This is a genomic window from Kitasatospora sp. NPDC127067, from assembly GCF_042724755.1.
Lineage (GTDB): Bacteria > Actinomycetota > Actinomycetes > Streptomycetales > Streptomycetaceae > Kitasatospora > Kitasatospora lactacystinica.
On record NZ_JBHXEM010000042.1, the window covers coordinates 43,662 to 55,398 of the forward strand.

Sequence of the window (11,737 nt, forward strand, 5' to 3'; positions counted from 1 at the left end):
CGTCGGCTATCGACGCCACCGCGCGCGCAGGCCGGACCGGGCCGGGCTCGGTACGCCGTCCGACACGGCGCGCTCGGCCGACTGCACCTCTGCGGATTCGGCGGGCCCCGCTTCGGAGGTGGCCCCGAAGACGGCGTGCCGCACGGGCTCCCAGTCCTCCCGACGCCACCACTCGAACAGACGGACGCTGCCGATCACCGGCACGGTCAGCGCGTCAGCGAACGCGCGGTCGGTGTAGACCTCGGCGTCCCGCTTCGCAGGCGCCAGCTTGACCTGGTGGTTGACGACCAAGACGCCGCCGTCGACCGGCTCGGTCCCGGTCAGGCCGGACCAGGTCGCCAGATGCTTGAGCAGCTTGTCGGGCAGACTCTGCGGCGGCCGGTTGCTCGCCGACTTGACCTCGACCAGGACCCGGCGGCCGCCGTACTCGGCCAGCAGGTCCGCCGACTCGGTGCCGTACACGTCGTCCAGGCGGGTCACCGTGGCGCCCGCCGCCACAAGGACGTCGTGCACCGCGTCCTCCAGCTGCCGGCCGGTGCCGAACAGCAGGCCGTCGCGCAGCGGGTCCGCCACGGCCTGCAGCACCGCAAGCTCCCGCTGCAGCTCGGCCTGCCGCTCCTCGTGGTCGAGCTGCTCCTGGGTGATCGCCTCGATCAGGCGGGCCTCGGCGTCGGTGGCGAACGCGGCGTCGCGCACCAGGGTCGAGCGGGCGCGGGTCAGCGCGCCGGGCACGTACGCGGGCAGCGCGTGCTGAATCAGCCATTCCGCCAGCAGTTGCTGGTCAGTGCCGTGCGGGACGACGAACCACCGGGCGCCGCCCCCGTCCGGTACCCATACCCCCGCGATCGGGGTGCCGAGACCGTCGACCAGGATCGGGCGCAGCACCCCCTCCTTGGGCTTCGGCGCGATCACGGCAGAGCCGGGCCGCCCCGAGTACGAGGCCGCCTGCAGGAGCGTCAGGCCGAACCAGGTCTCCGGGGGGCGGTTGAGCAGCCGGGCACCCAGTTCGTGCTCGGCGTGGTCCAGGCCGCCGGCGAGATGGGGGCACACCCCGGCGGGGAGCGGGCTCGCGGCGATCTGGCCGTAGCGGTCGGGCAGGTGGATGCCGGGAGCGACCTTGCCCGAGAAGACGTTGTGGCGGTGCTCCCCCGCGCCGGTGCACGCGACGACAAGCACGCTCTCGCCGCGCCGCAGGGCACCCGCGGCGTACCGGGTGTACTCCTCCGCGCCGGTCGCGGGCCCGAGGACGGGGGACAGGATCGCCGCGCAGTCGCTCGTCTCCAGCCCCTTCCAGCGCGGCTCGATGCCGAGCGCCGCCCAGTTCGGCCCGGTGGGCTGCGGCTCCGAGGTGGGCCGGCTGCCCGGCCCGGCCACCGAGCCGATCACCGTGGGGGCGAAGGGCGCCGGGGGCGGCGGCGCTTCGACGGATATGTGCAGAGGAACCGGGGCGGCGGACGGCGAGGTCGTGCTCATGGTGGACACGGTAGCCGCCCCCGGGAGGCCAGCCGGGTCAATTCTCCCCTACTACCGGTGCGTTCGTTCGAATTGTCCGTGCGTGCACCGGGCGGTGAAGCCCGGCCGGGCGGACCCGGGGGCGGCCGGGGTACGGCATGATCGAAGCAGTCGAGGTCGAGGAGTCGAGGTCCACCGTGCACGCTGGCAGTCCCACCGGAACCCCGCCTGGCAGCCGGCTGTCGCCCGAGGAGCTCGCGCTCCTGGCCGAGCTGCGCGGGCGTGGCGCGCACCAGGACCGCCCCGGGCTGGCTCCGCTGGGCGGCCTGGCCTCCGGCGCCTTGTCGTGTTCGCCCAGCCGGAGGTCGAGGGGGGCTTCCGGGGTGCCGGACTCCGGCGGCGGGTTCGGTGGCCGCTCTGAGTGGTCAGGGTGCTCGGGGTGCGTCGGCCTTTCGGGGTCCGGCGGGGTGCCCTCTGCGCGCTTCCTGCGGAACATTCGGGGTCACTCCCCCTGCCTTGGTGGCGGTCACGTGGGGGACCCGAGGTCCCGTACGAGCTCCAGCAGTTCCCGGATCGCAGCCGACGGCGCCCTTCCCCGGTCGAGGTAGGCGCCGAGTAGCTCCCGGTCTGCCGGGGCGAGCGAGGCGAGCGGCCTGCCCACGAAGGAGAGCGGGTCGCCGAGGTCGTGCACGGTCGAGCCGTGGACCACGTGGCGGCCTCCGGGTGGGGCGGCCAGCAGGCGCGGCGGGTCCTCGCGTGACGCCCCCGTGAGCAGGCGTGGCGTCGGTACCGGGGCGAGGGTGACCGATTCATGGAAGTGCGTCCTTGCCCCGTCGCGGGACCGGCCGCCGACGACGTGCCAGGCAGTCACGGCGGTCCAGTCGGACTCCTGCTGGAACAGGTAGACGCCGCCGGTCGACGGTGACGAACTCCTCGGGGGACAGGAACACCGCGGACTCGACCGTGCCGTGCTGCTCGGGTACCTCCCACCAGCCGTCGGCCGACAGAGGCTCCAGGGCGGCGTCGGTGAGGCGCACACGGCGCCGGTCCGCCAACAGGAGCCGCTCGCCGGAGGGGTCGACGGCGTGGATGGTGACGTGCTCCAGACCGAGGTCGTCGTACAGGTCTACCTGCTCCAGCCGACCGTCGTCCGTGCCGATCAGGGCAGCCGTCTTGCCCCACAGCAGGACGACGAAGACGCGCGAAGTAGCGAGGATCCGGGCTTTGTTGAGGGCCCGGCCGTGTGCGAGAACCTCCGCCCCGTATGGCCCGTAGAGGACGAGTTCCGGTTCCCGGTACGGCTGCGTGCGCACGGCGACGACCGCGTCGGGCGCCGAGGCAGGTCACGGCGGCGGGGCCGGTCCTGCGGTGGTCGGCGGACCAGAGCACGGAGCGGGAGCGGAGATCGTACACGTCGATGCGCGTGGCGAACACGCCGTCGGGGTGCGCCCCGCCGGGCAGGTATGCCTCCCGGACCATGACCGGCGCCCGCCCCGACCCTCCGGGGCCGAAGGAGAGCAGGCCGGTCCCCGTCAGGCCGGCCGCTCCCAGGCCCCCGCGGTCGGGCAGCCGCCACACGGCCAGCTGGGCGGCGGCGTGGGCCGTGCGCTCGGCGTCCCGCGGCCGGTGGCGCCACGAGGTGAGCCGGGCGACCAGACCACGAGGGTCCGTGGGCGGGGCCCAGTGCTCGGACGGGTGGCGGTGGGCGATCCGCAGCGCTTCGGTGACGGGGACCGCTTGCATGAGGCGCCAGAGCCCTGCCGGGTCGGCGGCCCGTACGAGCCGCTCGGCCACCGCGTCGATCTCGGCTGGCGTTCCCCAGGCCAGGCGGTCGGCGCCGCGCCGCTCCCGTAGGTAGAGCAGCGCGGTTCCGACGGCATCGCGTTCGGTTTCGGCGGCGTCTCGGCCGTCGGCGCTGTCCGGAAGACGGGCGAGGCGCTCGCGGTGCAGGGCGAGGCTCTCCTCGACGATCGCGGTGGCCTCGGCGTGCCGCTCCAGGGCGATGAGTTTGGCCGCGGCGTCGTCGCGACGGGTGGCGAGGAGGTCCTGGAAGTGGAGTCCCACCTCGGCGAGTTGGCGGTAGAGGCGGATGGATTTCAGGAGCGCGTCGACGGATTCGGCGTGCCGCCCGGCGTCCCACAGGTGCAGGCTCTGGATGTGCAGGGTGCTCGCGAGTTCATCCCCGTGGCCGGCCGGGTGGAGGCCCGTCAGCTGGGTCAGGAACTCCACCATCCGGCCGGCGCCCTCGGCTGCGTCCGCGGAGCGCCCTGACATGGCCAGCAGGTAGCCGTTCACCATCTCCAGGCTGTTCGTGTCCCTGGTCAGGGCCAGATACCGGATGGGGTCGCGGTCCAGGATCTCCCCGAAGAGCCGTTGTGCCTCGGCCACGGACGCGTGGGCGGCCGCTGCGGCCCCGGTCTGCCAGAGCGCGAGGGGGCGGCGAGCGCGGGGTCACGGCGCAGCAGCGGGTAGAGGACGGCGGGGCCGACGTGCGGCCAGCGTTCGGCGGCGGCGATGAGCAGGACCCGTGCGGGGAGTTCGCCGCGCAGGAGGCCGTTGTGGAAGAGCCATGCGAGGTGGGCGTCCGGCCAGCGGTCGGCGTAGTCGACGAGGATCAGTACCCCGGCCCGGTGGCCGGTGCGCAGGTCCTGGCTGCCCTCGGCGGGCAGGTAGGTGTCGGTGCCGTGCACGGCGTCGACGACGAGCCAGCCGGCATCGGCGCATTCGGCGGCGAAGCGGGCCGCGAGGCGGGACTTGCCTGCGCCGCCGGGTCCGTGCAACCACCGCACGGCCGTCCGCGCGGGCTGGTCGCGCCACGCGCGGAGCCGGCCCAGCTCCGCCTCGCGGCCGGTGAACTCCACGATCTCGCTGCGGGCGTCAAGCATCCTGCTGGGCTGGGCACGCAGCCAGGCGGAGTCCCGCCGCAGGCCGTCGGCGGCGCCGTGGGTGTCGCGGGCGTACAGCAGGTAGACGGGGGTGCCGTCGCCGAAGACGTGGATGTCGGCGCCGACCGCGCCGTAGGCGAAGCCGGCGACGGCGCGGACCTGCTGGTGGACCTCGTCGGGGAGGTCCACGGTCAGCCGGTCCCGTCCGCGCCGTCTTCTTCGGCGGTGGCACCTGCCCCTCGGCCGCCTGGTGGTAGTGCAGGTTGCCGCCCTGCACAGCGAAGAGGGTGCCGTGGTCGCGGGCGGTGTTCGACTGCGCCCACACCTGGCGTCCGGCGGGCAGGCCGTCCTGCACACGGGCGACGAGGTCCCGCAACTCGCCCTCGGAGTCGGGGTGTTCCTCGGTGGCCATGGCTCCGATCAGCGCACTGGCTCCCGCGCCGGCGAGCGCCGTCAGTGACTCGGTCAACATCCGTCCTCCTGACTTTGATGTGGCGGGCGGCCCCGGGAGACCCAACTCCGCTCGCCCTGAAGCAGGTTAGCCCGGGCCGGGCCGGTCGTGGCTGGATGAATGACTTCGATGTTCTCGGCGCCGGTGGTCCAGTGGTGCCAGATGCCGGGGGTGAGGGCGAGGGTTTGGGCCGGCGGAGCTCTACTCCACCGTCGACTCCCCCGCAGCCGCCGTCGCGGCCGAGGTCACCGCCGAGGCCTCCGGACACGACCCCGTCCGGGTAGTCCTGGAAGCCGACAACATCGAGGCACGCCCCCACGAGACCTCGACCCTCATCCTCGGCCCCATCAAGGACGGCGCCACCCCGCACGACGCCGTCACCGGACTCGTGGGCCACGCCATACGCATCGCCGACGGCCTCCTCCCCGACCCTGCGGGCCTGCGCGAGCAGCTCGACGACCTCGCGGACACCGTCGCCGAGTTCGAGCGTTCCTTCGTGACCGAGCGCTCGTCCATCGCTGCCTGGATCGCGGCCCACTCGTCCTCCGTGAACAGGGGCTTGGCCATCCGAATCGGCAGGCCCTTCACGTCGCGGGCGATCTTGCGTGCCTTCACGGAGCGGCCGGTCAGTTTCAAGCCCGTGGTCGCCGGCGAGCGCAGGATCTCCCAGGGCCGGCCCATCGTCTCCGGTCGCGCATGCCTGCTTCAAGTGGGCCTCACCACGGGTGTTTCGGCGACGGCCGAAAGGACTGGGACCGCGCCCGCCGGCAACGTCAGGATGGGTTCCGAGGGCGGCGGGCCGGGGGCCGCGGGGACACCGGTGGTTCCCCCGGGCCTGATGGCCGTCCGAATCGAGAAACCACCCATGGAGGCGTTCATGCGTATTCGTCGTGCTTTCGCGGCCACCGTTGTCGGTGCCACGCTCGCCCTGGCCGCCGCGGCCGGACCGGCCGTGGCGGCCACGCCCGCCCCTGCCTCGTCGGCACCCGCTGTCCAGGCTGTGTACACGTGGCAGCCCACCGGCGAGTACTACAAGGCCAAGTCGGCCTGCCTGGCCCGCGCCTCGTACTTCCTGGCGGCGTCCAACGTGATCGACTACCGGTGCGTCAGCGAGGGCGGCCTGTGGGCCGGTCAGGTCAAGGCCAGCTGATCGAACGCAGGAGGCGCCCGGTGGCGGTCGAGCCTACTGCGAAGGCCTCGCCACCGGGCGCCTCCCACGGGGGCAGGGAGTTCCGCGTCCTCGTCGCTCACCGGCCGGTCGGCAGCAGGGCTTGAAGCGGCCGTGAGTAGTTGTTCGCGAGCTCTGGTCAAGAGGTCTCGCTGGTCTCGTCATCTTGTGGGCTGTCTGGCATTCAGGAGTTCGCAGGGGACGAGCCGTTGGTGCTCAGCAAGGTGAGGCCGAGATGGGTCAGTGAGCTCCTTCAGAGTGGCCACTGATCGGGTGACGGGCCAGCGTCCCGTAACACACGAGGCTCCCGTGCCGTTGAGAGATGTGCTCGACGTCTCAATTCATCAGCGCAGGTGCCTCGTTGGTTCCCCGTCCTGCCGCACTCGACTTGCCGCACGCTCTGGTCGAGTGGGTATCCATGCTCATCGTCACCCGTGAGGGTGACCGACGCTGCAAACTGCCGCCTCACCAGCGCGCTCTCGTCGGCCTGGTCTACCTGCGCCGGCACGACACGCTCGCACAGATCGCCGCCGGCTTCGGCATATCCGTCGGGACCGCCCACACCTACGTCACGGCCGTCGTCGGGCACCTGTCCCGCCAAGCACCCGGCCTCCTGCGGGTCCTGCGCGAGACCGACCCGGATGACGTCCTGCTCGACGGGACGCTCGCCGAGTGCGACCGGGTCGGCGACAGTCGGGCCGACTTCTCCCAGAAGCACCGCCGTCACGGCGTGAACGTGCAGGTCGTGGCCGATCCCACCGGCAAGCTGCTGTGGATCTCACCCGCGCTGCCCGGCCGCACCCACGACCTGACCGCGGCCCGTGCCCACCGCATCATCCGGATCTGCGAACGCCAGGGCGTCCCCGTGCTCGCCGACCGCGCCTGCATCGGGGCCGGCTCCTGGGTGACCACACCCATCAGACGGCTTCCCGGCCGGGACCTCACCACGACCCGGCGGACGATCAACCGAGCCTTGTCAGCAGCACGAGCACCGGTCGAACGAAGCATCGCGCGACTCAAGTCCTGGCAGATCCTCCGCCGGGCCCGCTGCAGCCCCAACCGGATGACCGTCATCGCCGTAGCCGTCCTCACCCTGGAACGTCAACGCTGATGAATCTCATTGCCGTTTCAGGGTGAGGACGGATTGGCAATGGCCGTCATCCAGTTGGGAACCGTCTCACGACCAGACAAGTCGACCTTCGGCAACGGAACAGACCGGATAGTCCCCCGCGCCGATCCTCGTCAGCATCTCCGCCACGGAGTCGAAGTAGTGAGCCAGTGACGCGTACTCGCCGGTGACCGTGGGCGCACCCACGAACCATCTGCCGATACGTCCGTCCCTCGCGTCGATGAACTGTCCCATCCAGCCGTCCCGGTCCGACTGGAACGGGATCCACTCCTCGCGCCACTCGCTCCCACCGGACAAGGGGTGATTCGCGTAGAGCCTCTCCATCGCCCGGATACCCAGAAAGAAGCTTCCCTCGTCGGGGAACCCGTCGAAGCCGCAGCACATCACGTCGTCGTCGACGTCTTCCTCCGGCAGATCCGGATTGTTCTGCAACAGCCACGTCCGCAGGTCCACATGCAGGGAGATCCCCATCCGCTCTTCGGCTGCCGCGAGCATCTGCTCCGTAGCGGGCCCCGGCAGATCCGCGTGATCGGCCGGCGCGTGCTCCCGAAGAAGGCTCACCACACGCGACCAACTCTCAGCCACACTCATCGCTCTATGCCCTCTCTGCAGGGATGTCTCCGTCCGACTACGCCACTGCGGAGGTTGGGAAGTACCGGCCGGAGAACCTTGCAGGGATGGTACTTCGAGCGTGCGTTCCATTCCTCCCCACGATCGTCTTCCGCCCCGAAGCGCAGGGTCGGCCCCTGAGCGAACTGCCCGCCCGCGACTTTCACAGACAAGCCACTGTGCCCGGCGGGCCCAGCCGAACAGCTTCCAGGACTCAAGCGAGGGCCACGGCGTCACCCCGGAGTGGCGAACCTGACAACGCTCACTGACGCGGGGCCGGAAGCGCCTCGTGCGACCGGCGTCCCGGAAGCGATCACTCCGCCGCGAAGGCGGTGGAGGCCTTTGTCGAGCGCGCCGCCGCCCATGCCGGGCGCCGGTCCGATCCCGCGCCCGGCCACCGCCCTGGCCCGCATGGCCTTCGCATGCCGCGAGGCTGGATCGCCCTCCTGCCACGGGAGACCGGGCGAAGGGACCACCCGCGCCTGCAGCCTGCGACCCACGACCCGGCCGCGACCCGCCTCGGCCCGGTAGCCACCGGGGGCGGCCTCGCCGTCGAGCGTTTCGAGCGCAGAACGATGGCGCAGGCGCACACCCCGACCACGACGGAATCCGGCCGACGCCTCGGCATGGCGTCGGACCGGAAGGTACTATCGGTTTCCGCACTGACTGACTATCAAGTGCACGCTATTCATTGGACATTGCTGTCGGGGGCGCCAACCGGCCCCTCAGCTGGGGGCGACCTGGGAAGTCGCGCCGAGCCGCGCCCCCCTGTGCCCCACCCTCCGCACCGGAATCGACCACCGAAACCGGTAAGAACCAGAAAGCGTCCATTGGTTGCCATCGCACATTCCGAGCTCGACGTCTTTCCACTCTGCCTCGGCGGCAGCGTCTTCGGATGGACCGTCGACGAGCGGACATCCTTCCGCGTCCTCGATGCCTACGCCGCCGCGGGCGGGAACTTCATCGACACCGCCGACTCCTATTCCCAGTGGGCCCCCGGAAACACCGGCGGGGAGTCCGAGTCCATCCTCGGCAACTGGCTGGCCGCGCGCGGTCAGCGGGACCGTTTCGTCATCGCCACCAAGGTAGGCCGACTGAACGGACTGTCCGGGCTCACGGCGAAGGTCGTCCACCAGGCGGTGGAGGAATCCCTGCGCCGACTGCGGACGGATCATATCGACCTCTACTACACGCACGCGGACGACCCGGAAACTCCCCTCGAAGAGACCCTCGCCGCACTCGACACGCTGATCACGGCAGGAAAGGTGCGCCATATCGGCGCCTCGAACATCAGCGGTCCCAGGCTGGCCGAATCCCTTGAGGTATCGAAGCGTTCGGGGCTCGCCTCGTACGTGGCGGTCCAGCCTCCCTACAACCTCATGGAACGCGAGCCCTTCGAGAGTGGGATCGCCCCGGTCTGCGAGCGCGAGGGCGTCTCCTGCGTCCCGTACTTCGCCCTGGCGCAGGGCTTCCTGACGGGCAAGTACCGCGAAGGCGCACCCGCCGTTCCCAGCGTCCGCAGCGACGCGGCACGACCGTACGGCGAAACGCCCCGCGGCCGCGCGGTGCTCCGGACGCTGGACACGATCGCCGCCGAGCACGGCACCGCCCCCGCCGCGGTGGCCCTGGCCTGGCTGAGGGCGCAGCCCCATGTCGTCGCTCCGCTCGCCAGCAGCAGGACGCCCGAGCAGCTCGCCGAACTGACCCCGGGAGCGAGCCTGGAACTCTCCCCGGCCGAGGTTCACTCGCTGGATCTCGCTTCACGGACCACCGCGGCGGACCACCATGCGCATGTCGACTGAAGGAGGAGGAGCCGCCGTGACCCTCACCCCCCACACCGCCCTGATCGGATTCGACGCCCTCAAGTCGTTCATCTCAGTAGCGCGCGATGAATACGAGGCCTGTACCCCGCAGGAACCACCCTCCTGTTTCGCCCTCCTACTCGGCACCGTCGACGACGGTGTAGCGGCCATCACCTCGGTCCAGTTCGCGACCAACGTCCGTGCCACCGACCCGATGGCGCTCGAAGAGTTCTCGCGCTCCATAGAGCCGTGCTTCGGAAGCGCCTACCGAAACCCCCGCCGGGGATTCTGGTGCAGCTCGCAGGATCTGCTTCGTATTCACCGGCAGGCGGACCGTGACGGGGTCGAGATCCTGGGCTCCATTCATCTGCATCCCGACTGGCACCGGATCGGCCCACCCGAAGAGCGAGGGCTGCGAATAAGCGAGGAGCCGACACCGATGGACCGCTACATGTTCGACAACAGTCGGTACCCGGTGAACATGATCTGCTATCTGGAATCCGGCCCACAGGGGGTTTCCGCCGCACTCGCGGCATGGGGTCCTCCTCCTGAGGACGAGGCCGCGGCGCCATGCCCCCGCCTCCTTCTGAGGTTCAGCGTGTCCTGAGGAACGGCAGGCTCACCCCTGGCCGCCCGCGCCACCGACGCCCGCGTCGAACGCGCCGCCAGCCACGCCGAGCGATGGTCCGACCACGCACCCGTCACCGCGGCGTACGACCACGAGTCCTGACCGCCCTTCACTGGCGGAGCCCCCGGCGCACCCCGGGGGCTCCGCCCGGGACGGCACCCCGCGGGCGATGCTGGGCGAGTGGCTCCAGGGCCGGGTGGCCTGCCGCGTCCTGCGTCCGGACGCGTCCGTGCCGTACGACCGGGAGACCTCGCGCATCCTCGACGAGGCCGTGCTGCGCACATCCGAGTCCGACGTCCAGGCGCAGGCCAGGCTGAACGCCTGGAGGTTCCGGCTCGACCGGCGGTCGGCCGAGGACCGGCCGTCGGATGCCGCGGCGGCCCGTCGGCTGGCGAAGCGGCACTACGAGCGGGAGAAGGCGGCGGGCGGTCCGGGCCTGCCCGCCGCCGCCCGCACCTGGGCCCGGCGCTGCCTGGCGGACGGCGAGTTCGGCCAGGCCGCGGCCGCGGCGTCGGACGCGGTGGACGCGATGGCGGACACCGCCCGCCGCCAGGCGTACTTCCACGACAAGCGGAACTCGCTGGCCGGTCTCACCACAGCGGCATGGCTGGCCGCACGCGCCTACTGCGAGGACGGCCGCCCGGGTCCGGCGGCCGCCGTCCTGGAACGTGCCCAGTTGCTGGTGTTGGAGGACATGTACCTGCGCCCCCGGGCGATCGAGGCCGCCGTGCGGCGCTCCGGCGATACTGCTCTGGCCGAGCGGTACGACGCCGTCGACAGGGTGCTGCTGGTGCCCACCGGCGTGACGGCCGCGCTGCCCCTGCAGGCCGGTTTCGCAGGTACGGGCATCCGGGTCACCTCGCTGCCCGCCACCTCGCTGGCCCGGCCCGCGGTTCCACCCCTCGGCCCGGACACGTCGGCGGTGGCGGTGGCCGTCCCGCGGCGGCCGGACGCCGGCAGCATTCCCGGTACGGTCGCGGAGGTCGCGGCCGTACGGCGTGCCTTTCCCGGTGCCCGCCCGCTCGTCGACCGGGACGCCACCCTGCGTGCCGTCACTGCCGGGATCCCGGCGGAGCTGCTGCACTTCGGATGCCACGGCGTCGCGTCGACGGACGTCCTCGCCGGGGCGTTGCTGCTGGCCGACGGCGACCTGACGGTCGGCGACATCCTCGACTCCCCGGCGCAGGTGCGCGGCACCCGGCTGGCCGTCCTGTCGGCCTGTCGCAGCGCGGTGGCGGACCGGGCGCGGCCCGGGGAGGCGGTGAACCTGTCCACCGCCGTGCTCGTCGCCGGCGCGGACGCCGTCATCGGTTCGCTCTGGCCCGTCTCGGACGCGGCGACCACCCACCTGATGTCCGCGTTCTACGCGGCGCTCGCCGACGGCGCGGACCCCGCCCGGGCACTCAGGACCGCCCAGCGGACGGTCGGCGCCGACCCTCGCTGGCGCAGGCCCTACTACTGGGCCGGCTTCGCCTACTGGGGGCTGTAGGGCGTGGGGGGGGGCGGCGGCGGCCCGGGCCGGCCCCGGGGGCGGGGGGCCGGCGGCGCGGACCCCCCCCCCCCCCGGGGGGGGGGGGGGGGGGGCCGGGGGGGGGGGGGCCCCGGACCCCCCC

Annotated in this window: 12 protein-coding genes and 1 pseudogene; 7 read left to right on the forward strand and 6 right to left on the reverse strand. The window is 72.1% G+C overall.

From position 1 onward, the window contains the following. Positions 1 to 6: 6 nt before the first annotated feature. The 3 genes from ACFWJ4_RS18810 to ACFWJ4_RS18820 all read right to left on the reverse strand — a co-directional run bounded on the left by ACFWJ4_RS18810 (position 7) and on the right by ACFWJ4_RS18820 (position 2,765). A complete protein-coding gene (locus tag ACFWJ4_RS18810; RefSeq protein ID WP_380545263.1) occupies positions 7 to 1,473 on the reverse strand; it encodes a hypothetical protein in 1,467 nt (488 codons plus the stop codon). 505 nt (positions 1,474 to 1,978) lie between these two features. Continuing rightward, positions 1,979 to 2,161, reverse strand: coding sequence for a hypothetical protein (locus tag ACFWJ4_RS18815; protein ID WP_380545265.1), 183 nt, complete (start codon positions 2,159 to 2,161; stop codon positions 1,979 to 1,981). A gap of 100 nt (positions 2,162 to 2,261) precedes the next feature. Then, the gene (locus ACFWJ4_RS18820; RefSeq protein WP_380545267.1) at positions 2,262 to 2,765 is read right to left on the reverse strand and encodes a hypothetical protein; all 504 of its coding nucleotides are present in this window, start codon (positions 2,763 to 2,765) and stop codon (positions 2,262 to 2,264) included. 631 nt (positions 2,766 to 3,396) lie between these two features. Here ACFWJ4_RS18820 and ACFWJ4_RS18825 point away from each other — a divergent pair. Then, positions 3,397 to 3,723 carry a hypothetical protein gene (locus ACFWJ4_RS18825; protein WP_380545269.1) on the forward strand — a complete coding sequence of 109 codons (327 nt, stop codon included), beginning with the start codon at positions 3,397 to 3,399 and terminating at the stop codon, positions 3,721 to 3,723. A 50-nt stretch (positions 3,724 to 3,773) separates the two neighbouring features. Here the strand turns inward: ACFWJ4_RS18825 and ACFWJ4_RS18830 are convergent, their stop codons facing one another. Both ACFWJ4_RS18830 and ACFWJ4_RS18835 read right to left on the reverse strand, forming a co-directional pair. Beyond that, complete coding sequence (locus ACFWJ4_RS18830; protein ID WP_380545271.1) at positions 3,774 to 4,526, reverse strand: ATP-binding protein; 753 nt, start codon at positions 4,524 to 4,526, stop codon at positions 3,774 to 3,776. 463 nt (positions 4,527 to 4,989) lie between these two features. Then, positions 4,990 to 5,469 (reverse strand): recombinase family protein, encoded by a 480-nt coding sequence (locus ACFWJ4_RS18835; protein ID WP_380545273.1) that lies wholly within the window; start codon positions 5,467 to 5,469, stop codon positions 4,990 to 4,992. A gap of 196 nt (positions 5,470 to 5,665) precedes the next feature. Here ACFWJ4_RS18835 and ACFWJ4_RS18840 point away from each other — a divergent pair, with 196 nt between their 5' ends. Both ACFWJ4_RS18840 and ACFWJ4_RS18845 read left to right on the forward strand, forming a co-directional pair. Then, positions 5,666 to 5,938 carry a hypothetical protein gene (locus ACFWJ4_RS18840; protein ID WP_380545275.1) on the forward strand — a complete coding sequence of 91 codons (273 nt, stop codon included), beginning with the start codon at positions 5,666 to 5,668 and terminating at the stop codon, positions 5,936 to 5,938. A 379-nt stretch (positions 5,939 to 6,317) separates the two neighbouring features. Beyond that, on the forward strand, positions 6,318 to 7,067 hold the full coding sequence (locus tag ACFWJ4_RS18845; RefSeq protein ID WP_380545277.1) for a transposase family protein: 750 nt from the start codon (positions 6,318 to 6,320) through the stop codon (positions 7,065 to 7,067). Between the two features lie 66 nt (positions 7,068 to 7,133). Here the strand turns inward: ACFWJ4_RS18845 and ACFWJ4_RS18850 are convergent, their stop codons facing one another. Continuing rightward, positions 7,134 to 7,676, reverse strand: coding sequence for an SMI1/KNR4 family protein (locus ACFWJ4_RS18850; RefSeq protein WP_380545279.1), 543 nt, complete (start codon positions 7,674 to 7,676; stop codon positions 7,134 to 7,136). 848 nt (positions 7,677 to 8,524) lie between these two features. Here ACFWJ4_RS18850 and ACFWJ4_RS18855 point away from each other — a divergent pair. The 4 genes and pseudogenes from ACFWJ4_RS18855 to ACFWJ4_RS18870 all read left to right on the forward strand — a co-directional run bounded on the left by ACFWJ4_RS18855 (position 8,525) and on the right by ACFWJ4_RS18870 (position 11,613). Next, the gene (locus ACFWJ4_RS18855) at positions 8,525 to 9,496 is read left to right on the forward strand and encodes an aldo/keto reductase (RefSeq protein WP_380545281.1); all 972 of its coding nucleotides are present in this window, start codon (positions 8,525 to 8,527) and stop codon (positions 9,494 to 9,496) included. 16 nt (positions 9,497 to 9,512) lie between these two features. Continuing rightward, positions 9,513 to 10,103, forward strand: coding sequence for a hypothetical protein (locus tag ACFWJ4_RS18860; protein WP_380545283.1), 591 nt, complete (start codon positions 9,513 to 9,515; stop codon positions 10,101 to 10,103). A gap of 18 nt (positions 10,104 to 10,121) precedes the next feature. Next, a pseudogene (locus ACFWJ4_RS18865) lies at positions 10,122 to 10,226 on the forward strand (exodeoxyribonuclease III); the annotation flags it as partial. A gap of 67 nt (positions 10,227 to 10,293) precedes the next feature. Further along, positions 10,294 to 11,613, forward strand: a complete 1,320-nt coding sequence (locus ACFWJ4_RS18870; protein WP_380545284.1) for a CHAT domain-containing protein — start codon at positions 10,294 to 10,296, stop codon at positions 11,611 to 11,613. The last annotated feature ends 124 nt before the right edge of the window (positions 11,614 to 11,737 follow it).

What these genes read in the sequence shown, in the direction of transcription:
- ACFWJ4_RS18810 (WP_380545263.1), bottom strand. Translation starts at nt 1,473, where the DNA reads ATGAGCACGACCTCGCCGTCCGCCGCCCCGGTTCCTCTGCACATATCC.
- ACFWJ4_RS18835 (WP_380545273.1), bottom strand. Translation starts at nt 5,469, where the DNA reads ATGGGCCGGCCCTGGGAGATCCTGCGCTCGCCGGCGACCACGGGCTTG.
- ACFWJ4_RS18840 (WP_380545275.1), top strand. Translation starts at nt 5,666, where the DNA reads ATGCGTATTCGTCGTGCTTTCGCGGCCACCGTTGTCGGTGCCACGCTC.
- ACFWJ4_RS18850 (WP_380545279.1), bottom strand. Translation starts at nt 7,676, where the DNA reads ATGAGTGTGGCTGAGAGTTGGTCGCGTGTGGTGAGCCTTCTTCGGGAG.
- ACFWJ4_RS18870 (WP_380545284.1), top strand. Translation starts at nt 10,294, where the DNA reads ATGCTGGGCGAGTGGCTCCAGGGCCGGGTGGCCTGCCGCGTCCTGCGT.